Below are 25538 nucleotides of genomic sequence, written 5' to 3' on the forward strand. Positions count from 1 at the left end.
GGACGGATCGATGAGTTTTCCGGTCTGGTCGGCGAGGTTGCCGTAAAGGCCGTTATCGAGGCGATAGACCTTTTCGAACCAGCTCAAGCCGTGCAGGAGCGCGTCTTTCCACGGTCCCTGCCAGCCATGCTGGCCGGCAGCGGCGAAACAATAGGCCTGACGTGGCTGAACGCGGGCGCGGCGGTCATCGGAAAAAACCGGTTTCGCATCCTGGCCGAGGCGCTCGTAAAAGCCGCCATCCGGACGGGCGGAACCCGCCTCCCCCCACAAAGGCAGGGCATCCTCATCCAGCCATTTCCGTAATGTTCCGACCTCTTCGGCAAGCGCCTGAGCGGCACTCGGAAATTGCACTGTCATACGTCAACTCTCTGTTTTACGTCGTATTGGAGGGGAGCCATACGCTAGCAGAACCTAGAAACAAAGACATCAACTGACGTTTTGAAATAGTCTCAACAGATCGTACACCAAAAACAACAGCAAAATTCCGTCCCACCACCCGCAAAACCCGGTTTGACTGACCACACTTTATCACTCGCGGCAGCACCAACAGCCGCAGGTCTGGAACGTTCCTGCTTCACCCTTAGGATGAACTCCCGGATTTTCCGAAAGGTTGGAAACGTCGCCAAACTTGGCATCAATGGCCTTGGCAAGCAGCGCGAAATCATGACAGCATTCGGTGTATGAACGCAAAGGGGATGATGACGGGAATGACGGCGATCGAAGAACTGGCCCGAAGATTTGTGCAGGCAGATCTTGGCGGCGCGAAAGTTCCTTTTGTGCAGCTAGAGGCGGATGGGCTCGTTCCTGAGGACTTCGAGACGGCAATGGCCGTTCAGCGTATATTCGCCGAGCTTATCGGGAAGCCGGTGAGAGGCTGGAAACTGGCGATCCGGCCGGATGGCCAGGCCGCCGGCGCGCCGATGCTGGATTGCCACCGGGCCGATGGTGACAATCTCGCTGTTTTCCCAAACGAAGGGACGGAAGGCATTGAGGTCGAAATCTGCTTTACCCTCGCCTCAGACATTCCCGCTGTGGGTGAGGTTCCCTTCACCAGAGGCGATTTGATACGGTATATCGACAAGGTCCATCTCGGTGCCGAGTTGCTCCGTTATCGACTGGCGGAAAAAAACCAGGTGCCTTTCCCGCTGTTTCTCGCCGACCGCCTGGCCAATCACGGCTTCGCCATTGGTCCCGAAATAGATCGGCGCATTTTGGAGGTCTTCGCCGGAAGCGACATGGACCTGTTGCATCTGATCGTGACTGAGGGTCCTGTCCATCTGTTCAATGCCACGGCAAAACATCCCAACGGGGATGTTCTTGCTCCCCTTCTTGCCTTTGCAAATGCTCCCATCAACAAGAGCGGCACGCTAATGGCAGGGCAAGTGGTGACGACAGGCAGCCTCTGCGGCGCGATAAGCAGTTCTCTTGCCGCCGATACGCATATTAAAATGGAATCAGTTGGGGCGTTTACGCTTGCGGGTCATCGGCCGTTAGCTCTTCGGTAATCACGCGGCCGCACCTCTTCATTCACGCCGATCCTGCTTCATGCACCTTGTGTGATATGTCTCGGCAAGACGACAACACCGGTCTCTTTCGCAAGCTCGCCGATCGGCATTTTGTCTCCAATCGTCTGCCTTTAAAAACCGCTTGACCTCAACCATGGTTGAGCCCCTAGAAGTATTGTCACCTTGTTTCCACAAGGCTCATTTCATGCTCTTGAGCGAACAGTTGACAAAGGATACTCCATGGCTTTCCAGCTTCCCGACCTCCCCTATGCCCATGATGCGCTCGCTTCATCGGGCATGTCCAAAGAGACGCTGAAGTTTCATCACGATCTTCACCACAAGGCCTATGTCGATAATCTCAACAAGGCGATATCAGGCACCGAATGGGAAAAAAGCAGCCTCGAGGACATCGTCCGTGGTACCTATGACAAAGCCGCTATCGCGCAGTCCGGCATATTCAACAATGCTTCCCAGCATTGGAACCACAATCTCTTCTGGGAGATCATGGGACCGGGAAATCATACCATCCCCAAGGCGCTGGAAGATGCGCTGACGCAATCCTTCGGCTCGGTATCGCTGTTCAAGCAGAATTTCGCCCTTGCCGGCGCCTCGCAATTCGGCTCGGGCTGGGCATGGCTGGTGGTGGATACCGACGGCATGCTGAAGATCACCCGCACGGAGAACGGCGTTAATCCGCTGTGCTTCGGGCAGAAGGCGCTTCTCGGCTGCGATGTGTGGGAGCACAGCTATTACATCGATTTCCGCAACAAGCGTCCGGCCTATATCGAGAACTTCCTCGATCATCTGGTGAACTGGCAGGCCGTGGCCACGCGTCTCTGATTTGAGCCCCACCGACCCGGCCTGTGCCGCTGCCCCCGTGCGGCTGGCCGGGTCAGGCGCAGCCGGACAGCCGCCGTCCGGCTGCAACTCCATCGAGCGTTTCAATGCCCTATGTCGTCACCGAAAACTGCATCGCCTGCAAATATATGGATTGCGTGGAAGTCTGCCCGGTCGAATGTTTCTACGAAGGCCAGAACATGCTCGTCATCCATCCCGACCAATGTATCGATTGCGGCATCTGCGAGCGGGAATGTCCCGCAGCAGCGATCAGACCGGATACCGAAGCCGGGCTGCATGTCTGGCTCGACCTCAACCGCCATTATTCCGGCATCTGGCCGCGTGTGCACCAGAAAAGACCGTCGCCTGATAATGCTGACGCCATGAATGGTGCTGCGGCCAAGTTTTCCATTTTTTCCAAGAACCCGGGAGCGGGCGGTTAGCCCGGCACTGCATGTCTCATAATCTCAGGCTGATCGATGGCAGCGTGATAAGCCATACGCATATTCCGCTCAAAGGCACCGTTTCACCGACGATTTCCCCGCGTGAATTCAAGGACGCAATGGCCGGTCTGGCCTTTACTGTGGCTTTGGCCACAGCCTCCCACGCCGGAGAAAGGGTCGGACGAACGATCACTTCCTTCATGCCGCTCAGCGCCGAGCCGCCGCTTCTGATGATCTCCATCGACGCCAGCAGCCGCATGGTCGATCTCATCGCTGCAAGCCGGCGCTTCTCCATCGCAGCACTTGCCAGAGGACAGGAGGAAATTGCCGACGTGTTTGCTGGAAAAGGCAACCTGCCGGACCGGTTTTCCATCGGCGACTGGGATGTCTGGCCTTCGGGAAACCCAAAGCTTGCCAAGGCGCTGTTATCCCTGGATTGCGAACTCGTCGGTTCCATCGATGCCGCAGACCATATCCTGTTCGTCGGCGCCATCATCGAAGCGACGTCTGACCCGCTGCGCGAGGCCCTGCTGTGGAGCGGACGCGGCTATACCGGCATGGATGGACGTAGTTCTGTTATTGCGTGAGGCCGGGTCCAAACCGCCTCGGAAAGACGAACAAGGAGCGCGGGTGTCTGGGCAACACCCGGCAATTCCCTTCCAAAGAAATTTATGACGGTTCCACCAGCATTTTTTCCGCAATCTCCGGCCAGAGCCCCTCCGTCACCGCCATCAGCGCCGGCGTTGCGGCGGCAACCCAGGGGATGCCGCTGCCGGGGCGCGTTCCGATACGGACATCGAGACCCGCTTCCCTTGCGAGAACGACGCCGCCGGCGATGTCCCACATGGTTGTCAGTTTTTGCAGATGGCCGTCGAAGATGCCTCGTGCGGCAAAGGCAAGGCCGATCGATGTCGAGCGGATGGATTCCACCACCCAGCCGGCATGTCTCAACCCGACAGTGAGGGCCGCCACTTCTTCCGCGTCGGCGGCCGCACTGTCGCCGAGCGACATGACCTGCACCTCCTCGAAAGGCACATGCCGGGCAAGCGGTTTGCCGTTCAGCATCAGACCCGTCCCATCCGCCGCCGCATAGATATCCTTGAACACTGGCATGGCGACGACGCCGAGTTCCGGCCGGCCGTTGCGCACGAAGCCGAGCGAGATGCCCCAGAACGGCGAACCGCGCAGGAAATTGGCGGTGCCGTCGATCGGATCGATGATCCAGTAGGCGTCGTCGGCCACGCCGCCCATTTCTTCTCCCAGCACGGTTTCGTCGGGAAACGCCACCACCAGACGGTCGCGCACCAGCCTTTCGACTGTGGTATCGGCTTCCGAGACGAAATCCTGAAAGCCCTTCGTCCGGGTGGCGATGGTGTCGCGCGCCTCGAAAAAGCGAAGGGCAAGGCCCATCGCTTCCTCGATGATGGCGACGGCGCGGTCGAGACGCTCGTTCATCGTGTCCACGCCCTGCCCGTCTCACCGGCGCCCGTCTTCAACCAGTTGGTGAAAGCTTCGACTTCATCGGTCTGGATCGCGCCGACGCCAGCCCCGGCAAGAGCACCCCAGACGGATTCGGGATTTGAAAGCGCCCGCGTATCGTTGAAGTCGAGGCAATGGGAAACGTCGAGCGAGTTGATCCACAGGCGGATATTCTGGCGCTCCATCTCGGCCTGGCCTTCGGCCAGATCAGCGATATCGGTGAATTTCACCTCGATCATCGGCGCCTTCAACGCTTCGATCCGACGCAGATCCTCGGCAAACTTGCCTTTTCTCACCGGGAACATCGGCATATGCGGGACCTTGCCGAACCAGTCGGTGTCCAGCACCTCGAAACGTTCTGCCTCAGGATCAATGTCGGTCTTGACCAGAACCTGATCCTCGACGCCGAGCCGCAGCACGGTTTCCATGACTTGCGGCAGATCGCGGGTGAATTTTGTGTCGATATTAACGGTGATCTTGCCACGCGCCTCTTCCAGCAATTCTTCCAGCGTCGGCACACATTCATCGGTCACAGTAGCCGCATCGCCACCCGCACCGGCCTTCAGCCTGGCAGCGCGAACCACCTCGAAAGGCAGCTCACTCACGGTCCCCTTCCCCGTCGTCGTACGGTCGAGCGTTTCGTCATGAATGACGACCAACCGGCCGTCGGCCGTCGCCTGCGTGTCGATCTCGATCATCTCAACGCCGGCCGCAACCGCCGCGCGGACGGAGGCCAGCGAGTTTTCGGCAGTGGCGGTCCAGAAGCCGCGATGAGCGATGGTCAGTATGGCCGGATTGTCGCGCGAGCAAAGCGCAAGGACATTGCAGGAGCTGGAGGCATTTCGGGAGGCTGCAAGGGTTTGGTGCATGGTTTTCACTTTCGGACGTTGCATTTATCGGGGCTCTGTCGCCCGGATCAGATTTTCCCCATGCCCGCCGCCATCAGGTCGTCGCGCAGAATGCGGCCGGCGATGATAAAGACGACGAGTGCGGGAAGAAGCAGGATGAAGGAGACGATGGAGGCGAGCGGCAGCTGCATCGAATAGGGGTCAAGATACATGTAAAGCTTGATCGGCAAGGTTTCGACAACAGGCGCGCCGACGATGAAGGACTTGTCGAATTCCTCAAAGCTGCCGATGAAGGACATCAGCCCGCCCGCCAGAAGGCCGGGCACCGCAAGCGGCAGGATGATGTGGAGCACGATGCCGACCGTTCCGGCACCGAGCGAACGCGCGGCATGGATGATATCATCGGGAATGGTCTCCAGCGCCGCCGTCATCAGGCGGATCATCAGCGGCAGGGTGCCGACCATCTGCACGAGAACGACCCCGGTGACCGAATAGGCAAGCCCGAAGAGAAGAAACACCTGTCCGATGCCGACCGCGACGACCAGCCCCGGAATGATGATCGGCGCCAGAATGAAGATTTCCACCAGCCGTTTCAGCCGGAACGGAAAACGCGCCATGGCCCAGGCCGTGGGCAGTGCGATGGCCGCCGTCAGAAAGGTAACGACAATGGCGATGAGGATGCTGTTGATGGCGGCGCGAATGAGGCTGTCATCGCTGAGAATGCTCGCCCAGCGCGCCGTGGTGTAGTCTTTCGGCACGACGAGTGGCGGCGACCAGCCATCGGCGATGCTCCAGAGGAACATCAGCGCCAGCGGCAGGGCAATGGCGAGCGTCAGCGCGCCATAAAGTCCGATGGAGACAAAAATCCGGTCTTCCGGCGTAAAGGCACGGCGGCGGGCAATGGTGGCGGGTTCAAGGGTTATGGCGCTCATCATGCGTCTCCTCGGGTTTGGCCGGGGCCGATGCGGGATGTGAGGGAATAATAAAGAATGAGCACGGAGACCGCGAAAAGGCTCAGCACCATGCCCATGGCATAGACCTGATTAAAACGGCCTTGATTGAACTCCTGGATCATCAGTACCGAGAGCGGCCGGGCCGTCGGCGGGCCGACGATATCGGGAATGGCATAGGAGCCCATGGAGCCGATGAAGGTGAGAAGTATGGCGGCGGTGATGCCCGGCATGGCGAGCGGAACTTCCACGAAGAAAAACGTTTTCAGCCGCGAAGCGCCGAGCGTGCGCGAGGCATGACGGATATCCTCGGGTATGGCGGCAAAGGCGCTGGTGATGATCAGCGTCATGAAGGGTATCTGTTTCCAGACACTGGCAAGGATGACGCCGATGCCCCAATCGTCACGCACGAGCTTGGGCAGTTCCAGCCCGAGCGGCGCAACCAGACGGTCGAGGAAACCGCCCCTTTCGAAAACGACGATCACCATCAGGCCGACGATGATGCCCGGCACCGCCATCGGCAGCTTGTAAAGACCGCTGAACAGCTTGCGGCCGAGAAAGCTCTTGCGGATCAACAGCGCCAGCGGCACCGAGGCCGCAAGCGAGACGATCACAGGCATCACACCGTAATAAATGGAGGTCGTCAGACCACGGATCATCGAGGCGCGGGTGAATATCCGCTGGTAGAACATCAGCGTGAAGCTGCCATCTTCCTGCCTGAAGCTGCCGATCAACGCTGAAAACAGCGGGCCGCCGAAGAAGACCAGAAGATATCCTACCCCAGGCGCCAGCAAGAGAAGGAGCTGCGCGCGCCTGTCGCGAAGAACCGCGGCCATCATGCCGCCTCCCCCGCCATTCTGACATCGAGAAGATGGACTGAACCGGGAAATTGCAGGGCGACCCTATGCCCGGCATCGATCAAAGTTTCAGCGCCGGACTGGCTGATCCGGATCTGGCGTCCGCCGATCTCGACCGTGTAGAGCGCATTGGCGCCCATGAAGGAGACGGCGGAAACCGTGCCGTCACCGGCCTGATCGGCGCGGATGTGGATGTTTTCCGGACGAACCGAAATCTGGACGTTGCCGGCTGCCGCTTTATCCAGCGTGACGGCCTGCCCCCAGGGCAATTGCGCCTGTGTCCCTTGGGCGGATACGGGCAGAAGATTGGTCTGGCCGAGAAAACCGGCGGTGAAAGCGTGTTTCGGCGAGCGATAAAGCTCGAGCGGCGTGCCGATCTCAACGACCCGGCCGGCATTCATGACGACGATCCGGTCCGACATCGCCATGGCCTCGGCCTGATCATGCGTCACATAAAGACTGGTGGCGCCGATGCGGCGGTGAAGTTCGGTCAGTTCGTGGCGCAGCGTATCGCGGAGTTTAGCGTCGAGGTTCGACAGCGGCTCGTCGAACAGCAGCAGGCTCGGCTGCATGACGATGGCCCGCGCCAGCGCCACGCGCTGCTGCTGCCCGCCGGACAATTGCCGCGGCATGCGATCCACCAGACCGGCAAGATTGCAGATTTCAAGCGCATGGGCGATGCGGCGTGCGCGCTCGTCTTTCGCAACCTTTTTCATCTTCAGGCCGAAACCGAGATTTTTGGCGACGGACATATGCGGGAAAAGCGCGTAGGACTGGAACACCATGGCGATATCGCGCGCTTCCGGCGGCGTCTGGTCGATGCGTTTGCCGCCAAGGAGGATTTCACCACCCGACGGCTGGCTGATACCCGTCAGAATGCGCAGCAAGGTCGACTTGCCGCAACCGGAGGGGCCGAGAATGGTGACGAATTCGCCGCGCTCGACGGTGATCGACACGGGATGAAGCGCCCGGCTCAAACCGTAATCCTTGGTGATATTGCTGATCTCGAGTTCACTCATGGCGATGCTCTCTCCTGTTTGCGGCCGAGCTTGCCGGACCGTGGGAGGCTCTTTGTGCCCCACACGATCCGGCGATCCTGAAGGCGTTACTGGTTGAGCACTTTTTCATCGAGCGCTTCGGCAAGCGCCGTCGACATGTCCCAGAAAGCCGGGGCAGACAGGCGCGGATAGACGCTCTGCGGCAAAACATGCTCCTGCACGGCCTTCGGCATCAGATCATTGGTGACATCCGTACGGGGAGAACGCGAAGCCTTGTTTTCCAGCTTCCAGAGCTGGAATTCCTTGCTCATCGCCATATCGATGAGGAGCAACGCCGATGCAACGTTCTTGGCATTGGCCGGCACGAACATGGCGTCGCCCGATCCGACCTGGCCCTTTTCAAGAAGCGTGACGCGGAAACTATCCGGCAATTGTTTGGTGCCGAGGAAGCTCATGACCTGATCTTCCCAGACGGTGCCCATGTGAAGCTGCTGGTTGTTGATGAGATTGAGCGTGTCGGCATTGCCGTTGGTCAGTTCAGCCACGGCAAGAAGACGGCGGTAATAATCCCAGACGGGCGTGAGGCACTCGGACTCCATGGCCCAGTCTTCGGCCTGCTGCAGCGTCTGATTATAGTCGGTGAGCTTTGCACGGCAGTCGCCGGTGAGATAATTAAGCGCCACCGAATAAATGAAGCCGCCGCCGGAACCGCCCTTGGCCGGCAGGGTAACGCCGAGACGCTTGGGGTTCTTTTCAGCCCAGACGAGCAGGTCCTCGAAGCTCTTCGGCACATCTTCAGCCTTCACGAAGGCGGAATCGTAACCGATGGCGGTCTGGTTGAGATGCACCAGCGGGAAGCTACCGCCATGCGGCTTGCCGAAGACGGTTTCGGCCATTTGCGGATTGTAATTGGCCATGTTCGGCAGGATTTTCGTCAGCGCAATATTGCCGACAACGCCCTTGGAAGAGAGAAGAGGATAACTGCCGCCACCGGCAAAATAGGCATCGACCGGCGAATCCTGGCCTGCCGCCTGCACCGCGATGAGCTGCTGGTTCGCCTGATCGCCCTTCACATCGCTATAGGCGACCTTGATGCCATATTTGGCTTCGAAACGGGTGATCAGCTCCTTCCATGTATCGGCGAAGCTGCCGGCGAAATTATACATCGTCACCGCGCCCTCGGCTTTGGCGGCGGGAACGACGATCTCATAGAAATTGTCACGCGTAACCTTCGACAGATCGAAGTTCAGGTTTTTCATGTTGCTGTCAGCGGAAAGGCACGGCGCTGCCGTCGTCGCCAGCGCAAGCGCGGCGATCGCAAGAAATTTCAGGCGCATTGAATGGTTCCTCCTGGGGACCCGTTGTTGACCGGCCCCTTATTAATACACTCTAAGTGTAATATTTATGACAGTCCAGTGAAAAATGCTGTCGCGAACCGATGCCCCATGTTGCCGCCGCCCCGCGCAGCCGTTATCCAAGGCGATGACAACAGATCAGACGCCGCTCCAGACCTTCAACCGCCAGCCGCTTGCCAGCGAGAACGAGCGCCTGATTCTGGATATCATCCGCCGCCACGGCCCCATCGCCCGGGCGTCGATTACCGGCCACACGAACCTGACCCAGCAATCCGTGCACCGGCTGATCGAAGGCCTTTTGGAGCGCGGGCTTCTGCGCACCGGCGCGCCGCTCAAGGGCACACGTGGCCAGCCAAGCCCCACTATCGAGCTGGTGCCCGAAGGGGCCTATTCGCTCGGTATTTCCATCAACACCGATTCCGTGGTGATCTGCCTCGCCGATTTTCGCTGTGCCGTGATCGTCGAGGAAAAACTGAGGATGCTGCCCGGCGATCGGGAAATGACGCTTGCCGCGCTGTCGCTGGTTCTTGAAAGGCAGTTGGCGGAACACGCCATACCGCGCGAGCGGCTGCTTGGCCTCGGCTTTTCCATGTCAGGTTTCTTCGTGTCGGAAGACCGGGCATTCAACGCGCCTGAACCTCTACGAGACTGGTCGCTGATGGATCTGAAACCGATCCTCGAAGAAAGGTTTCAACTGCCCGTCTGGCTGGAAAACAACGGCACCACGGGTGCCATCGGCGAAAGCCTTCGCGGTGTCGGCTCGTGGTGCCAGACCTTCGCCTACCTGTCCTTCAACTATGGTTTCGGCGGCGGCCTCATTCTCAGCGGCCAGCCGTTTTACGGTTTCCACGGCAACGCCGGCGAATTCAGCGGCATATACAGCCCGGATGAATCGCCCAAGCGCCCGGCCCTGCAATATCTGATCGCGACTTTACAGAAAAACGGCGTCGATATCCATTCGATCGAAGCCCTTTATCGGCAGTTCGACCCTTCATGGCCGGGTGTGGAGGAGTGGCTGGCCGAGACCATGCCACAGGTGGACCGGCTGGTGGCGAGCCTGATCGCCGTTCTCGATCCGCAGGCTATCGTCTTCGGCGGACAATTGCCGCGCGCGCTGGGTCGAATGATGATCGAACGCGCGCACATGCCTTCGCAACGCGAGCACCGTTATGGTGTCGGGCCAAAGGAGGCGAAGCTGGTTCTCAGCGAGACCGAAGGCGATCCTTCAGCCCTTGGCGCGGCGCTGTTGCCGCTCCGGGTGCGCTACTTCCTGTAGTAGTGATCATCCAGCGGTTTTCAAATCCGGCGAGACCGCCGTAACCGGGGGTTGCGGCGGCCTGCGTCCTTGCATCACGCCCTATTCGACCAGCACCGACAATGCCGAACCCGTATAGATTGGCCTCACCTTCACATTGCCCGCATCGATCGTAGCGAATGTGCCGGTCAGGCCGTTGGCAGAGATCACATCGAGCCGTGTGCCGGCAGCCGGTGCGCCGCCATCGAAGGCGAGCTTCAGCGTGGCGCCGTCCAGCACCGCATTGCCCTTGATCTTCAGCCCGACCTTTTGTGGATCAAACGTCAGCCCACCGCCCGACTGCATAAAATCGCCGCCGATGACAACATCCTTTTTTCCCGTAAGCTGGAGCGTGCCGCCGCTGATCAGAACGCCGCCGGTTCCAAGCGCATCCGTAGAGGAAGCCACCAGCGTGCCATCCCTGAGGATCGTTCCGCCACCATAACTGTTGTTGCCGCTGAGCGTCAGCGATCCGCTGCCGGATTTGACGAGACGCCCGTGCCCTGCAATATCGTTCGTCCAGCGGTCTGCGGCACTAAACCCGCCGGCGGCGGCATCCATCGTCACCTCGACATCGCCGTCAAACGCGCCGTAACCACCGGCGGCGGCTACCAGATTGATGCGGCCCCAGCCATTGCTGTCATCGAGCAGTGGATAACCGGCCTCGATGCCGGTGGAGAACAGAACGGCGCGACGCTCTGCGGCATCGAGATAAGGCAGGCGCGTTTCCAGCAGAACCTCGGCCCCCTTCGGCACCACCATCGGCGCATCGCCCACGGCTTTGTCGCGGCTGAAGGAAAAGGTCATGCGCCTGCGATAATCCGCCTCATTCGCCGCCGCATCGGCGAACCGGTCAACATCCGGCTTTGCGCCATGGGCGAAGTCGACAAGCGACTGGCCCTGCGGCAGACGCTTGGCAAAATAGGTCTGCAAGGCTTCGTGGGCAGCCTTCTTCACCTCCGCGTTTTTGGGATCCTGCAACATGGCGGCGGCCATCGCCGTTGCCGTAATGCGGCCGCCGATCACGTCGAGCGGCGAATGCATGCCGGCGACGATGCGGCTCTCGCCGAGTTCGGAGGCCGCCGTCAACAATTCGGAAAAACGCTCCGGCACGGCATAGGCATAAGCAATGGCGGCAAGATAGGCGGCATTGGTGTGACCGCTCGGAAAACCGCCATCCTTGGCACGACCGCGATTTTCGCGGGCATATTTCAGCGCCGGAACGACAACGCCGGCGTCGCTATCATAGCTTTCGAAGATTCGGTCACCGATGGTTTCCTTGCCGGTCTCGATCACCTCGCCCTTGGCATTCATGCGCCAGGGCCGTGGTGTGGAATAGAAGTATTTCGCCGGCGATGTCGTACCCTCAGGGCCGCGGATCACCTTCATGAAGGCGACAAAATCCTTCATCTCGCTATCCGCCGCACCGGCCTCGGTGCCCTTGTCGTCTTCCTTGCGGGTAATGACCTCATTGGGGTCGAAATCCGCCAATGTGTGATTGATCGTGGTCGTCGCACCCGCCCCCTCGCGATACCAGGCGGTGAGCGGCCCCATGCCGTCAATGACGCTGAAACCCTGCGAACGGCGGTCATTCATGTAAGCTTCGAAAGCGGCGGCACGCGTGCGGTTTTCACCGGTCACTGACAGCACGTAGCGCATGTTTTCCTGCCAGACGGCCGGATCGACAATCTTCACATGGCTGAAATCCGAGGGGCCATCGCCATTCGCGCCGCCATCCGCCCATTTTTCATCGCCGAGCGTCCAGATGCGGTTGAAACCGGAGAGGATTTCGATGATCGGATTGTCCCGGTCGTCATAGGCACGAACATCCTCGCCCTTCTCATTCTTGCCGGTCTGGTTGCGATAATTGTCGGAAAGCGGCAGCGGATAGGTCGCGGCAGGCTCCGGCACCGTGATCGCATAACCCTGACCTGCCGGCCCGGTGCGATCAAACGCTTGCGCGCTCGGAACAAGAACGAGCAATGCGACGGAGGCAAGCAGGGACAATCGTGCGGACGGAAAAGACGACATCTTCAGTTTGGCCATGACGAATCCTATGATTTGCAGCGAGTGACGCGTGACGAAAACAGGCGGCACGGCTTCCCGCGCGCCTCGTCATCAGGTTTAAACGGAGCGTATTTCAGTTTTTCGATAGTGCTGATCGAGAGAGCATATGCGGCAATATCCGCCCGAAAAAAGCGGAGAGATATGCCCGGAGACCGGCTCCGGGCATATCGTTTGATGGCTTGGCTCTTCCGGCAAAGCCGGAATGGTAGCCCCTTATTTCTTGACTGCGACCGCCTCATTGATCTTGGCGACATCGTCAGCCAGAACCTTGTAGGTCTGGTCGAGCGTCAACTCACCGACGATCAACTGGCTCATCCGCTGCACGATCTGCTGATACATGGCGCTGCCGCCCTTGGCGCGCTCAAATTCGCGAGCTGCCTGCGGCACGTTCTTCTTGTTGTCGAGGAAGACCTTCATCGCCGCCCTGGCGTCTTCGCTCTTCAGCTTGTATTGCGGATCGACGATCTCCGCGCCCGTCAGGATGACGTAGTTTTCGGCGATTTCCCGCTGCACCTTCTCGGAGCCGAGGAATTCGACGAAATGAGCGACATCTTCAGGATATTTGGTACGCTTGAAACCGACAATGGCGGTACCGCCGGGCATGGCGTAGCATCCGGCATCGCCGCAGGGCGCATTGATCGCCGTCCATTCGAAGGCGTCGCCGATCTTGTTCTGGAACGGATTGACCATCCAGTTGCCGGCAAGATAGGTCACGACATTGCCGTTGACGAACTCGTCACCCATGTTCTTGTACTGCGAACCGCCGGCGGCACCCCACATTTCCTTGGGGAAGCTGCCATTCTGCGTCCAGGAATAGATATCGGCGATGTATTTCTTCGACGCGTCATCGGGGAAGCTGAACTTCCCGTCCTTCACATAGGTCGCTCCATAAGCAAAGGCACCGCCAGAGAAGCGGTGGCCGGAGCGGTCCATGGTAAAGGGAATCTGCACACCGGTTGACTTGGCGACGCGGGCGGAAGCCTCGACGATCTCGCTGAATTTCGCGGTCGGGCCTGGTAGCGGTTCACCCGCCTGCTCGAACAGCGTCTTGTTGACGAAGGGCAGGTTCAGCGTCTGCGACGCCATGTAGCCGTTGATCGACTGCGGATCATTGACGTTGGGCAGGCGAAGCTGGTTGAGGCTAGAACCGTGCAGCTTGGCGAAGGCCTCCGCATCCTTCATGTAAGGACGCATGTCGAGATAATAGGGCGCAAGCTGCCAGTCGGTGATCTTGGCGATATCTGGGCCTTCGCCTACCGCCAGCTGTACCGGCAGTTGCTTGGAAACGGCATCATAGCCCGAAGACACGAAGTTGACCTTCACGCCCGGATTGGCGGCCTCGAACTCCTTGCTGAGTTCAGACATGCGCTGCACATAACCCTGGTCGTCATCCGTAAAAAGAAAAGTGATCGTGCGGGTCTCCGCCTGCGCGACCGAAAGACCCGCGATAGAAGCCAATACGAGGGCGCTGACGCCCGAAAACAATTTCACCATGCTCATCCTCCCAATGAAAATATTTTCATAAATCGAACAGAAGCTCCTCTGCTTAATTCGATTTATCCTGTTTTGCGACTTGACAGAATAAACGTCAAGCTGTTTGTTTTGGCGAAATCGCACAAATCAACGTGAAAAAGCGAAGATAGATTTGTGAAAATAATTTCATAAAGATCGAAGGGAGGCGATCCATTATGACGGATGGACCTTTGGCGACGAATGCGTCGCAACCCACATATACCGTTGCCGACGGCGAAACGGTGACAGCCTGGATAGTCTCCGATCTGGTAGAGACCTCGTTTCCGGGAACGCTCGCGCCGGCGGAGGACCGGGTGAACTACCGTTTCATCAATGGTTTCGTCGATGTCGGCGACCTGCCCTGCCGCAAGGCCTTCCAGCAGACCATGATCGGTCGCGACATCGCGCCTGAGGCTGCCTTTGCGGTTTCGCACCTCAACCTGCCCGGCTCCAACCGCCGCGTTGAATTCACCGGCTTCTGGCATGTTCCCACCCACGTGCAGCGCTGGTTGAAGGGCACATTCCGCAGCGACACCACGCGAAAAGCGCATTTCCGGCTGCGCACCTGCGGCGGCGTGCGCATCTGGGTGAACGGCGCTGAACAGGTGCGCTTCGAACCCTTTATCCGCAATGTCGAAACCAGCCGTGACATCACACTCGAGCTTGCGGCCGGCGACAATGAGGTGCTGCTGCTCTGCGAGGATCTGGCGGAACGCGACATCATCTGGTTCTTCGAGCTTGAAGTTATCGACGCCACACCGCTGACGGTCGTGCTGCCCGTGCCGCTCGACAGGGAAGAAACGAAGCGTCTTGCCGCCTTGGTGCGCGACGTTCGTCCTGCGCAGGATGTGTTTTCCGGCACGGCGCTTGAACTGGTTTTCGGTGCCGCGCCCACAAGCGACCTGCCCGTGCATATCGCGGTGAAAAGCCATGGACATGAGCGCGCGGCGCTTGCGGAAGTGGATACCGTGCTGCAAGCCGGGCAATCCTCGCTGACGATCCCTGAAACCAGGGGCATTTCGGACGGGTATCACGGCGTCAGGATTACCCTCGGTTCCGGAGACGGAACTGTAACGCGGGTTATCGACGCGGCCTTCATGCGCGATGCCGCCCCGCAACCCGCAGCCGCCGATATTGCCGAGCGAAAAAAGGCGGCGCTGTCCTTTAGCGCCCGTTTCGGCGCATGGCGCATCGGCCGGGCGCTGGCGATGGTCGCCACCGGCAGCGATGACCTCAAGACAATCGGCGGCATCGTTGATGCGACGCTGCGGTCCATCGACCGGCGCGAAGACTGCTCCGATTTCATCATGATCCCGCTTCTCTGGCTGGTGCGCGCCCATAGTGACCGCCTGCCGACCGAGATGCTGGAGCGGATCAATGCTTCGATCCTCGCCTATCGCTACTGGGTGGATGAGCCCGGCAATGACGTCATGTGGTTCTGGAGCGAGAACCACGTTCTGTGCTTTCACACCAGCCAGCTGCTGGCCGGCGACTATCTGCCGGACGCCACCTTCACCGCCTCTGGCCGCACCGGCCGGCAACAGGCGGCGCTGGCGGCGGACCGGCTGGAGCGCTGGTTCGACAGTGTCGAGGCGCATGGCCTCGCCGAATGGAATTCGGCCGCCTATTACCCCGTGGATTTCATTGGCCTTCTCGCCATCGAGCATTGGGCAGGGACGGAGCTTGCCGCACGCGCACGCTACCAGCTCGATCTCATCTTCGAGATGATCGCACTGCATACGCTCAGTGGCGTTCCCTGCGGTTCTCAAGGCAGAGCCTATGACAAGGAGTTGCGCGCCGGACCGCTGACGGAACTGGCGCCCTTTGCGCAAGTGGCCTTTGGCCAGGGCTGGCTCAACAATGGCGTCGCCTCGCTGCCGATGTTCTGCTGCGGCGATTATCTGCCGCCCGTACATCTCGCCGCCCTTTCACAGCTTGAGGCTGGCCGTATGGTCGAGGCGCGGTATGCGCAGGGGCTGGAACCCGGCAAGCTCGTGCTTTTCAAGAACGAGGCCGCGCAGCTTTCAACCGTGGTGGATCATAAAACCGGTCGCCAAGGCCACCAGCAGCATGTCATGGACATCAAACTCGCCGGCCATCCCATGGCGCGGCTCTGGGTCAACCATCCCGGCGAAGATGATCCGTGGGGTACGCAGCGCCCCTCCTACTGGGCGGGCAGCGGCATCCTGCCGCGCGTGGCGCAACACCGTGATCTGGCGATGATGATCTTCGACACGGACGATCACCGCAACGACTGGACCCATGCCTATCTCGGCCGCGACGGGCTGGACGAGGTGCTGACGGAGGGCAACTGGCTCATCACCCGTTCGGGCCGAGGCTTTGCCGCGCTTTATGCGACGAACGGGCTTGAACCCGTTACCGCAGGCGCCACCGCCAATCGCGAGATCAGATCACCCGGCCGCCGCGCCGGCTGGGTCGGCGTCATCGGCTGCGGGGATGTCGCGGAGTTTGCCCGTTTTCGGGAAAAAATCCTCGCCACACGCGTCACCTTCGAAGCCGAAAGCCGGCTGCTCTCGGTCACACCGCCGGGCAGACCGGACCTCACCCTCACCTGGGACGGCGCGTTCACCATTGGCGGGCAAGCCATGGCCTTCGACCACGAGCAGCCCCAACCCGAAATCACATTCGACAGTGCCGATCCCGCATCCGGCGGCGCGGCACGACCATTTTACTCCTAATCGGAATAACCAGATGAACCAGCCAAGTATGGAAAAAGACACTCTTCAGACGACGATCGACAATGTCGCCGCCGCCTTCAGCCGCCTCAAGGGCATTCAGGAAGGCCTGGCGAGCGGCAGTTCCGACGGCAAGATCCAGTTCGATGAATGGGATTGGGAAGTCGGCGTCGGCCTTTACGGCTTCCTGCGCCGGGCGCTGGCCGCCAACGACCAGAAGGCATTGGACGATCTGGTGACATGGTATGGCTGGCAGATCGAGCGTGGCCTGCCGCCGCGCCAGATCAACAGTTCCGCGCCGATGCTGCCGCTGGTCATCCTGACAGAACATGTCGATCGTCCGGATTTCCGGGCGCTGGTGGAAGACTGGGCCGACTGGCTGGTTCATGAATTGCCTAAAACCGAGGATGGCGGCTTCCAGCACGTCGTCAAGGAACGGCTGAACGAGGGCGAATTATGGGACGACACGCTGTTCATGGCATGTCTGTTCCTTGCCCGCGCCGGCGTCGTCTGCAAACGCCAGGACTGGATCGACGAAGCGGTCTACCAGTTCATGGTCCATACGCGTTATCTGTCGGATCCCGTCACCGGGCTCTGGTATCACGGCTGGACCTTCAACGGTCGCCACAACTTCGCCGACGCCTTCTGGGCGCGCGGCAATTCCTGGATTACGGTCGCCATTCCCGAACTCTTCGAACTGGTGCCGACGCTGTCCGAAAAGGACAGGCGTTTCCTCGCCAACGTGCTGGCAAGCCAGGTGCGGTCGCTCCGGCAATATCAGCGCGAGGACGGCATGTTCCACACGCTTCTCGACGACCCGACCTCGCCGGTGGAAACATCAGCCACGGCCGGCATCGCCTACGGCATTTTGCGCGGTATCGAAGCCGGCATTCTCGGCGAAGAAAACCGCCCCCATGCGGAACGCGCGTTGAAGGCGGTGCTTGGCAATATCGACGATGAAGGCGTCGTGCACGGCGTCTCCGATGGCACGCCGATGGGCCATGATCTCGAATTCTACCGCCGCATTCCCAATCTGCCGACGCCATACGGGCAGGCGCTGACGATGCTCCTCCTGATCGACGTGTTCCTGAAAAGGCCGCAGGTATCATGAGCGCGCAGCCAGACATCACCATAACAGCCGGAAGCGGCGACGCCACGGCCGACATCCAGCGGGCGATCGATACGGTCTCGGCGGCGGGCGGCGGGCGCGTGTCGCTTTCGGCCGGACGCCATGTCAGCGGCGGCCTTCATCTCAAGAGCGGCGTGGAGCTGCATCTTGCCGAAGATGCGGTGCTTGCACCCGTCTCCGATTACGAGGCCTATGCCCATACGACAGTTTCCGTCATCGCCGAAGCGTCCAACCGCGGCATGATCATTGCCCGGCGAGCAAGCAACATCGCCATCACCGGTCCCGGCTGCATCGAGGCGGGCGGCAAGAACTTCATTATCGGCGATGACGAGGCCATGGGAACCTATATCCCGGCGGCGCGCCGTCCGCGTGTCATCGTGCTGGAATCCTGCCTGAATGTGCGCCTCGAGAACCTCTTCGTCAGTGGTTCGCCGATGTGGACGCTGCACATGGTCGATTGCGACGATCTTGTTTTCCGGAATGTCCGCATCGAAAATGACCGCCGCCTGCCCAATACGGATGGCATCGTGCTGGACGCCTGCCGGCGTGCGCTGATCGAGGATTGCTTCATCTCAACCGCCGATGACGGCATCTGCCTGAAAACAAGTGCGGGGCCGGATGGCAACGCCGTCGGCGTCTGCGATAATATCGCGGTCCGCCGCTGCACGGTCTCGAGCGTCAGCTGCGCCGTTAAACTCGGCACGGAATCCTTCGGCGATTTCACCAATGTGGTTTTCGAGGATTGCAAAATCGTTGAATCCAATCGCGGCATCGGCCTTTTCTCCCGCGATGGCGGCGCTATGCGCAACATCCGCTTTTCGCGGATCGAGGCCGAGTGCCATGAAACGCCCGGCGGCTTCTGGGGCTCTGGCGAAGCGGTGACCGTCACGGTCGTCGATCGCCGCCCCGAACGTCAGGCCGGCAGTGTGGAAAACCTTGTTGTCGAAGATCTGAGCGGCTCGATGGAAGGTGCGATCAACCTCGTCGCCACCTCGAAGGCCGGCATTCACAATGTCACGCTGGAGCGCATCTCGCTGTCGCAGCAGCCCGGCAAGCTCGGCACCGGCCTGCAATATGACCTGCGCCCGACCAATGCGGATATCGCGCCAAGCCCCGATGCCGCCGGTCGCGCCAATGCCTGGACGCGAGATACCGAAGGCAGGATCGTCGGACTGGAGAATTATCCCGGCGGAATGCCTGCGGTCTATCTCTCCGGCGTAGAGGGATTTTCGGCGCGCGATGTCGCCGTTAGAAGAGCGATGCCCTTGCCCGAGGGCTGGAACAAACAAGAGATCGTCGCGATGACGAACTTGCCCGAAGGGAGCACGTCATGGGAAGTCTGAAGCTAGAAAACCTCAACAAGGCATTCGGTGCCGTTCATGTGCTGCATGATATCGATCTTCAGATCGAGAACGGGGAGTTCGTCGTTTTTGTTGGCCCCTCGGGCTGCGGAAAATCGACGCTGCTGCGCATCATCGCCGGTCTTGAGGATGTGTCCTCCGGCACCATCGGCATTGGCGGGCGCGATGTCAGCGCGCTGTCGCCGGCCGAGCGCAAGATCGCCATGGTCTTCCAGTCCTACGCGCTTTATCCGCATATGAGCGTGCGCAAGAACCTTGCCTTCGGTCTGGAAAACCTGCGCTTCAAGCGGGCGGAAATCGAAAGCCGCATCAACGAAGCGGCGCGGATGCTGGCCATAGAACCCTATCTCGACCGCAAACCGAAACAGCTTTCCGGCGGCCAGCGCCAGCGCGTCGCCATCGGCCGCGCCATCGTGCGCGAGCCGGATATCTTTCTGTTCGACGAGCCGCTGTCGAACCTCGATGCGGCGTTGCGCGTTCAGACACGCGCCGAAATCACGCGGCTGCATCGCGATATCAAGACGACGATGATCTATGTGACGCATGATCAGGTGGAAGCGATGACCATGGCCGACAAGATCGTGGTGCTGCGCGCCGGGCGCATCGAGCAGGTGGGCAGCCCGCTTCAGCTTTTCGACAATCCGCGCAACCTCTTCGTCGCCGGTTTCCTCGGCTCGCCGCGCATGAATATCCTGAAAGGAACAATCGTCACCGGCAGCGACGGCAATCTGGAAATCGACGCCGGATATGGCACGCCATTGCCCTGCCTTGTCGATCCGGCCGCCGTCGGCCCCGGACAGGCGATGCTGGCGGGCATCCGCCCTTCGCATTTCACGGTCACGGACCATGCCGGCCTGCCCTTTGAGGTTCAGTACCACGAAAGCCTCGGCACAGAGACGTATCTCTATGGCAATCTTCAAGGCCAGAAAGAGCAGATCATCGTGCATCAGACGGGCCATTTCGCGCCTGCCTCCGGTGCTGTGCTGAAGATCATGCCGGCGCGTGAAAGGGTGCATGTCTTCGACCCCGCCACCGAACTGGCGCTGCCGCGTCTCAATAGCGAGGGGAGAGGGTAGCATGGCCAATCCAAAGCTTGCGAGACTGTCCGACCGCGCTCTAGATGCCGTGATGGCCATCGCCGAAGTGCCGCTCAACCTGATCGAGCGGGTGATCGGCAAGAAGCGCATGCCTTATATTTTCCTGATGCCGAACCTTGTTCTGTTCGGCATCTTCACCTTCCTGCCGATTGCGATTGCCGTCAGTTACGCCTTCACCGGCGGCACCGAACTCCTGATCAGCGACCGCCCTTTCGTGGGGCTCGAAAATTTCGGCAAGTTGCTTGATTGCCAGAGTTACATGGATCCGGGCAGCTGCCGGGAATCGCTGTTCTGGACGGCGATCTGGAACACGCTGTGGTTCGTCGGCTTCAACGTCGTCGCCACGCTGCTGGTCGCCCTCATCACAGCGCTCATCCTCAACCGGGCGATAGCGGCGCGCGGTTTCTTCCGCGCCATGTTCTTTTATCCAGTGCTGCTGTCGCCGGTTGTCATCGGCCTCATCTGGAAATGGTTCCTTGACCGCAACGGCCTGCTGAACGCCTTCCTGCAAATGCTCGGCGTGCCGCCGGAAATCTTCCTGCTGGATGTCGGCTGGTCGCGCTTCTTCGTGGTGGTGGTTTCAGTCTGGTTCCATATGGGCTTTTATACGCTCATCCTGCTGGCCGGCCTGCAGGCCATTCCGAAAGACCTCTATGAAGCAGCAGCCATCGACGCGGCCTCGCCCCGGCGCACGCTGTTGCGCATCACCTTGCCGCTGCTTGCCCCCAACCTTCTCGTCGTCCTGATCCTGTTGATGATCCGCTCGGTGCAAATATTTGATGAAGCATGGGTTCTGACCAATGGTGGCGGACCGGGAACGGCCAATACATTTGTGGTGCAATATATCTACCAGATGGCCTTTGGCAGCGATCTCAGGCTATTCGGCCTAGCATCCGCCGCATCGGTTCTCATGGGTCTTGTTCTTCTCGCGCTGACGCTCGTGCAATTGCGCCTCGGCAAAAAGATGGAGTCCTGATCATGTCCGGCAACCTCAACGCCGTCGCGTTCCTGACGCGAACCCGCCGCCCCGGCCGGATCGGCCTTACCGATATTCTCTCATGGGTCTGGCTCATCGGCGGCACACTCGCCGTCCTCATCCCGGTCGTCTGGGCCGCCATGTCATCGCTAAAGCCGGAAGCCGAAATCACCCGGTTTCCACCGAGCCTTCTGCCGCGCGCCGCCGTGCAGGTGGAGGTGCAGGGTTATGACAAGCCGCTCAGTGTCTGGAAAGCCACCATAGATGGTGTAGAGCGGGAAATGGCCATGGTCCGCCGTGTCGGCCTCAAAGCCCAGATGGTGGACCCCGCCAATCCCGGCCCACCCGTCAGCGTCGATACGCGCGAAATAACGCCTGTCCAGAAACTGACCATCGCGACGGAAAACTTCACCGATCCGCTGACCCGGTTCAGCTTCCTGACCTTTCTTAAGAACTCGGTCTTCGTCACCTTCGTCGCGACCGTTCTGACCCTGATTGTCAATGCCATGGCGGCCTTTGCGCTGTCGAAATACCGCTTCCGCGGCGAGAAGGCGATCTTCGTGCTGATCATCTCGACCCTGATGATCCCGCTCACCGTCGTCATGGTGCCGGCCTATCTCGTCATCGTCGGCGTCGGCCTCGTCGATAATCTCTGGGGCGTCATCATCCCTACCGTCGCGACGCCAACCGGCGTGTTCCTGCTGCGGCAATATATGCTGACCATTCCCGACGAGCTGATCGAGGCGGCCCGCGTCGATGCCGCCAGCGAATTCCGCATTTTCTGGCGCATCATTCTGCCGCTGACGGCGCCGGCGCTCGCGGTTCTCGCCATCTTCTCGGTTCTGTGGCGCTGGAACGACTTCCTCTGGCCGCTGATCGTCCTCAGCAGCCGCGAAAACTTCACGCTGCAGGTGGGGCTGAACGCCTTCCAGGGCGAGTTCTCGGTGCAATGGCACTATATCCTCGCCATGACCTTCCTCAGCCTGGCGCCTGTTACCGTCGTCTTCCTGTTCCTGCAACGCTACATCACGACAGGGATTGCCGGCACGGGCATGAAATAAACTGCAACATCATTTGGGGGGCGGCGCAATGCTGCCCCTCAGCACGAGGCGACAGCCGAGTTCCAGCCGGTGCGCCGGCCGGGTCGGATCAGCCGCCACAAGCCGCTGCTCCAAAAGCGAAAGTGCCGCACCGCCCAGCCTGTCCGCCGGCAATTGAATAGTGCTGAGCGGCGGCGCGCTGAAGGCGGCCGGCATGATATCGTCGAAACCCAGCACCGAGATATCCTCTGGAACGCGGATACCAGCTTCCGTCAGGGCCTTCAGACAGCCTAGCGCCAGATTATCGGCAGCGCAGAAAATCGCGGTAGCGTTTCTAAGCGGGCGCTGCTCGGCCAGCAGGCGGCGGATCGCGACCTCGCCCCATTCCGGCTCGTAGCTTTCCACCTCGATGACCATATTGGCCGGAACTGTCAGGCCCGCCGCCAGAAAGGCATCGCTATAGCCATCAAACCGCCGGCGGATCGTCGTGCGGCCCTTCCAGGTGACATGCAGGATATTGCGATGCCCGAGGGAAAGAAGATGCTCGATACCAAGCCGCGCACCAAAACGGTTCTCGGCCGTCACCGTATCGACGATCATGGCCGGGTCTTCACCATTGATCAGTACCACCGGCCTGCCAAGCGCGGACAGTGCCTCGACCAGTTGCGACCTGTCATCATTGAGAACCACGATGCCATCGACATTGTCGGCATCGGCAGCCTGCGCCACGGCAACGGGATCGAGCCGGCTCGTTGTGCTGACAAACGGAACGATACGAATGCCGCGCTTCTCGCACTCGCGCCGGAAGCCGTTCAGCATCGTCCAGCTGACCATGTTGAGATCGCTCTGCGGTGCCGCATCATTGGTCATGGCGAGAAGCACGACACGCAAAGTGGCGATCGTCGCCTTCTGCCGGCGGTTTTCGAGATAACCGAGCGTGCGGGCCGCCTCCAGCACTCGCTCGCGAACCTGAATAGTCAAGGGGGCTGTACCGTTGATGGCGTGTGAAGCCGTACTCAGCGATACATTCGCCTCCCGCGCTACGTCCTTAAGCGTCGTTTTCCTGTCTATTTTCATAAAGGGGAATTCAACCACTCTTCTTCGGACGGTGCGGGCAGAAAGCCTGCTCAATGCAGTCGATCTGGAGAATACCCGTGCCTGTCTGCTGCTCTCTAATCTGTGGAAGACTACAGCATGATCCGTAAAGACGGAATTGAATTCTCTGGGTTTTTATCTCCGACCATAAAGCGCCGCCCGCGGCGAACCACAGGCGGCGAGGCGGTCAGAGCGCCTGGGAGATATGGTCGATGCTGTCCTTCACCGCAGCGGCGGGGTCTTTCAGGTCATGCACTTCCGTCGCAAAGGGTTCGAAGCTGTAAGGACCCTTGTAGCCGGTCGCCTCAAGCGTCCTGATCTGCGCGATGTTTTCCAGCCGGTCGTTGCCATCCACCAGAACACGGTGGGCATCCAGCATGTCGGCGACGGAGACGGTGGGGTCGACTACGCCGGAAATGTGCACGAGGCCGGTACGCTCGGGGAAGAACGCAGTCTCGCCGGCGAGATGATGGTGAAAGGTGTCGTGCACCAGCTTGTAGATATCGTCGCCACCAGCCGCGTCGATTGCTTTGATGGCCTCGGCCTTGGTGCGTAGCGACGAGATGGGGAAACCGAGCGGCTCGACAAGGCCGGTCAGCCCGCGTTCTTCAAGGATCGGCTTCATGGCCTTCAGCGCCGCCACGAGATCGTCGAAGGACACCTCTGTTCCATCGTTGAGCGGGCACATGACGAGCGCCTTCGCGCCGCTTGCCGCGGCATAATCGGCCATGGCAACGGCGCGCTGCGGCAGATCCCCCGACCAGACATTGAAGGGATAAAGCGCATTGATCGAGATGATCGTCACGCCGGCCTTTTCGGCCGCCACCTTTACCGCCGCCGGATCCGTCGTGCCGACGATGTCTGGCAGGTCGTTGCGGATTTCGACTTCGGTGAGGCCGAGTTCACGAGCGGTTGCGAAGAACTCCTCGAGGGAACGTTTCGGCGTGGTGATGTGGTTGATTGCAAAACGCATGAAAGACCTCACTGATAAAGGGCGGGACGAGTGGGAAGCTCGATTGCGACGGCTGCCCCGTCCTTCTCCTGCGCGGCCACGCAAGCGTCGGAGGTGATGGCGGCCACGTAGCCGTCCCAGGAGTTCGGTCCCGAGGCCGTGCCCTTTGCCGCCGCGTGGATGAAATCCTGCAATTCGACATCGTAGCTGGCGATGAAGCGATCCTTCCAGTCGGTGAGGATATCGTTCTGCAGCTTGGCGCCAAGACGCGTCTGAACCGACATCGGTTCTGGCAGGCTGGCAATGCCGTCCTCGCCCACCACCTGGCACTGAATATCATAGCCATAGTGGCAATTGACGAAGATTTCGACGTCGATGATCGTGCCCTTGGCCGTTTCCAGAATGACGATCTGTGGGTCCTTCAGCTTCGCATGGCTGCGGGCAGCGGAGCGGGGAAAGAGAACTCGGGCCGAAACATAGTCATCGTCAAGCAGCCAGCGCAACACGTCGATCTCATGGATCATCGTGTCGTGGATCGCCATGGGCGTGACGTACTGTTCCGGAACCGTCGGGTTGCGGTGGGCGGCATGCACCATGATCGGCGCGCCGATCTTGCTATCGACGGCCTGTTTCAGCGCCACATACCCGGCGTCATAACGGCGCATGAAGCCCACCTGAACCAGCCGCTTGCCGTGCGCCACTTCGGCATCGACGATGCGCCTTGCACCTTCGGCCGTCGTCGCCAGCGGCTTTTCGCAGAAGCACGGCTTGCCGGCGGCGATGGCCGCCAGCACATATTGCTCATGGGTTGCGCCCCACGAAGTGACGAGCACGGCATCCACATCGGGCGATGCGATCAGCTCTTCGCCGGTGGCGAAAACGACGGCATCCACGGCGATATCGTTTTTGACCGCCTCGGCCGAGGCGCGGTTGACGTCGCTGAGCGCAACGATCTTCCCGCCGCCCAGAACCTTGTTGATACGGTGGGCGTGATCGCGCCCGATTGCGCCGGTGCCGACGACACCAATTCTCACAGTCATCTGAAAA

At 60.2% G+C, this 25538-nt stretch carries 23 protein-coding genes; 11 read left to right on the forward strand and 12 right to left on the reverse strand.

What is annotated here, in order from left to right:
• Positions 1 to 357, reverse strand: a 357-nt coding sequence (locus FCH38_RS21540) for an AGE family epimerase/isomerase (RefSeq protein ID WP_174375098.1), incomplete at its 3' end; no start/stop codon positions are given.
• A gap of 350 nt (positions 358 to 707) precedes the next feature.
• Here FCH38_RS21540 and FCH38_RS21545 point away from each other — a divergent pair.
• From FCH38_RS21545 to FCH38_RS21560, 4 genes are all read left to right on the forward strand, one after another.
• Positions 708 to 1505 (forward strand): 2-keto-4-pentenoate hydratase, encoded by a 798-nt coding sequence (locus FCH38_RS21545; RefSeq protein WP_153516815.1) that lies wholly within the window; start codon positions 708 to 710, stop codon positions 1503 to 1505.
• A 240-nt stretch (positions 1506 to 1745) separates the two neighbouring features.
• Positions 1746 to 2345 carry a superoxide dismutase gene (locus FCH38_RS21550; RefSeq protein ID WP_174375099.1) on the forward strand — a complete coding sequence of 200 codons (600 nt, stop codon included), beginning with the start codon at positions 1746 to 1748 and terminating at the stop codon, positions 2343 to 2345.
• A gap of 104 nt (positions 2346 to 2449) precedes the next feature.
• On the forward strand, positions 2450 to 2785 hold the full coding sequence (fdxA, locus tag FCH38_RS21555) for a ferredoxin FdxA (protein ID WP_174375100.1): 336 nt from the start codon (positions 2450 to 2452) through the stop codon (positions 2783 to 2785).
• Positions 2786 to 2796: 11 nt separating this feature from the next.
• Positions 2797 to 3372, forward strand: a complete 576-nt coding sequence (locus FCH38_RS21560) for a flavin reductase family protein (RefSeq protein ID WP_174375101.1) — start codon at positions 2797 to 2799, stop codon at positions 3370 to 3372.
• Positions 3373 to 3454: 82 nt separating this feature from the next.
• Here the strand turns inward: FCH38_RS21560 and FCH38_RS21565 are convergent, their stop codons facing one another.
• The 6 genes from FCH38_RS21565 to FCH38_RS21590 all read right to left on the reverse strand — a co-directional run bounded on the left by FCH38_RS21565 (position 3455) and on the right by FCH38_RS21590 (position 9254).
• Positions 3455 to 4240 (reverse strand): inositol monophosphatase family protein, encoded by a 786-nt coding sequence (locus FCH38_RS21565; RefSeq protein WP_174375172.1) that lies wholly within the window; start codon positions 4238 to 4240, stop codon positions 3455 to 3457.
• Complete coding sequence (locus FCH38_RS21570; RefSeq protein ID WP_174375102.1) at positions 4237 to 5133, reverse strand: glycerophosphodiester phosphodiesterase family protein; 897 nt, start codon at positions 5131 to 5133, stop codon at positions 4237 to 4239. The genes FCH38_RS21565 and FCH38_RS21570 overlap by 4 nt, the downstream gene beginning before the upstream one ends.
• A 47-nt stretch (positions 5134 to 5180) precedes the next feature.
• Positions 5181 to 6044 (reverse strand): ABC transporter permease, encoded by an 864-nt coding sequence (locus FCH38_RS21575; RefSeq protein ID WP_174375103.1) that lies wholly within the window; start codon positions 6042 to 6044, stop codon positions 5181 to 5183.
• Positions 6044 to 6898: an ABC transporter permease gene (locus FCH38_RS21580; protein WP_153516893.1), complete on the reverse strand. Its 855-nt coding sequence runs from the start codon at positions 6896 to 6898 to the stop codon at positions 6044 to 6046. Before FCH38_RS21580 ends, FCH38_RS21575 begins: the two co-directional genes overlap by 1 nt.
• A complete protein-coding gene (locus FCH38_RS21585) occupies positions 6898 to 7938 on the reverse strand; it encodes an ABC transporter ATP-binding protein (protein ID WP_174375104.1) in 1041 nt (346 codons plus the stop codon). Before FCH38_RS21585 ends, FCH38_RS21580 begins: the two co-directional genes overlap by 1 nt.
• Positions 7939 to 8024: 86 nt before the next feature.
• Positions 8025 to 9254, reverse strand: a complete 1230-nt coding sequence (locus FCH38_RS21590; protein ID WP_174375105.1) for an extracellular solute-binding protein — start codon at positions 9252 to 9254, stop codon at positions 8025 to 8027.
• A gap of 145 nt (positions 9255 to 9399) precedes the next feature.
• On the opposite strand from FCH38_RS21590, the gene FCH38_RS21595 reads away from it, so the two are divergent.
• On the forward strand, positions 9400 to 10548 hold the full coding sequence (locus tag FCH38_RS21595; RefSeq protein WP_174375106.1) for an ROK family transcriptional regulator: 1149 nt from the start codon (positions 9400 to 9402) through the stop codon (positions 10546 to 10548).
• Positions 10549 to 10629: 81 nt separating this feature from the next.
• Here the strand turns inward: FCH38_RS21595 and FCH38_RS21600 are convergent, their stop codons facing one another.
• Together FCH38_RS21600 and FCH38_RS21605 are read right to left on the reverse strand one after the other, a co-directional pair.
• Positions 10630 to 12612 carry a phosphatase PAP2 family protein gene (locus tag FCH38_RS21600; RefSeq protein WP_174375107.1) on the reverse strand — a complete coding sequence of 661 codons (1983 nt, stop codon included), beginning with the start codon at positions 12610 to 12612 and terminating at the stop codon, positions 10630 to 10632.
• Positions 12613 to 12846: 234 nt separating this feature from the next.
• Complete coding sequence (locus FCH38_RS21605) at positions 12847 to 14127, reverse strand: ABC transporter substrate-binding protein (protein ID WP_174375108.1); 1281 nt, start codon at positions 14125 to 14127, stop codon at positions 12847 to 12849.
• Between the two features lie 194 nt (positions 14128 to 14321).
• On the opposite strand from FCH38_RS21605, the gene FCH38_RS21610 reads away from it, so the two are divergent.
• The 6 genes from FCH38_RS21610 to FCH38_RS21635 are packed head-to-tail and all read left to right on the forward strand — an operon-like array spanning position 14322 to position 22465.
• Complete coding sequence (locus FCH38_RS21610; protein ID WP_174375109.1) at positions 14322 to 16844, forward strand: hypothetical protein; 2523 nt, start codon at positions 14322 to 14324, stop codon at positions 16842 to 16844.
• 13 nt (positions 16845 to 16857) lie between these two features.
• Complete coding sequence (locus FCH38_RS21615; RefSeq protein ID WP_174375110.1) at positions 16858 to 17952, forward strand: glycoside hydrolase family 88 protein; 1095 nt, start codon at positions 16858 to 16860, stop codon at positions 17950 to 17952.
• The gene (locus FCH38_RS21620; protein ID WP_174375111.1) at positions 17949 to 19313 is read left to right on the forward strand and encodes a glycoside hydrolase family 28 protein; all 1365 of its coding nucleotides are present in this window, start codon (positions 17949 to 17951) and stop codon (positions 19311 to 19313) included. Before FCH38_RS21615 ends, FCH38_RS21620 begins: the two co-directional genes overlap by 4 nt.
• On the forward strand, positions 19301 to 20407 hold the full coding sequence (locus FCH38_RS21625) for an ABC transporter ATP-binding protein (RefSeq protein WP_174375112.1): 1107 nt from the start codon (positions 19301 to 19303) through the stop codon (positions 20405 to 20407). The genes FCH38_RS21620 and FCH38_RS21625 overlap by 13 nt, the downstream gene beginning before the upstream one ends.
• 1 nt (position 20408) lies before the next feature.
• Complete coding sequence (locus FCH38_RS21630) at positions 20409 to 21404, forward strand: carbohydrate ABC transporter permease (protein WP_174375113.1); 996 nt, start codon at positions 20409 to 20411, stop codon at positions 21402 to 21404.
• A gap of 2 nt (positions 21405 to 21406) precedes the next feature.
• The gene (locus tag FCH38_RS21635) at positions 21407 to 22465 is read left to right on the forward strand and encodes a carbohydrate ABC transporter permease (RefSeq protein ID WP_174375114.1); all 1059 of its coding nucleotides are present in this window, start codon (positions 21407 to 21409) and stop codon (positions 22463 to 22465) included.
• Between the two features lie 9 nt (positions 22466 to 22474).
• Here the strand turns inward: FCH38_RS21635 and FCH38_RS21640 are convergent, their stop codons facing one another.
• The 3 genes from FCH38_RS21640 to FCH38_RS21650 all read right to left on the reverse strand — a co-directional run bounded on the left by FCH38_RS21640 (position 22475) and on the right by FCH38_RS21650 (position 25531).
• Complete coding sequence (locus FCH38_RS21640; protein WP_174375115.1) at positions 22475 to 23521, reverse strand: LacI family DNA-binding transcriptional regulator; 1047 nt, start codon at positions 23519 to 23521, stop codon at positions 22475 to 22477.
• 205 nt (positions 23522 to 23726) lie between these two features.
• Positions 23727 to 24512 carry a TIM barrel protein gene (locus FCH38_RS21645; RefSeq protein ID WP_174375116.1) on the reverse strand — a complete coding sequence of 262 codons (786 nt, stop codon included), beginning with the start codon at positions 24510 to 24512 and terminating at the stop codon, positions 23727 to 23729.
• 8 nt (positions 24513 to 24520) lie between these two features.
• Complete coding sequence (locus FCH38_RS21650; RefSeq protein ID WP_174375117.1) at positions 24521 to 25531, reverse strand: Gfo/Idh/MocA family protein; 1011 nt, start codon at positions 25529 to 25531, stop codon at positions 24521 to 24523.
• Between the last annotated feature and the right edge of the window lie 7 nt (positions 25532 to 25538).

The sequence above is a fragment of the Agrobacterium tumefaciens genome, assembly GCF_013337285.1.
Lineage (GTDB): Bacteria > Pseudomonadota > Alphaproteobacteria > Rhizobiales > Rhizobiaceae > Agrobacterium > Agrobacterium burrii.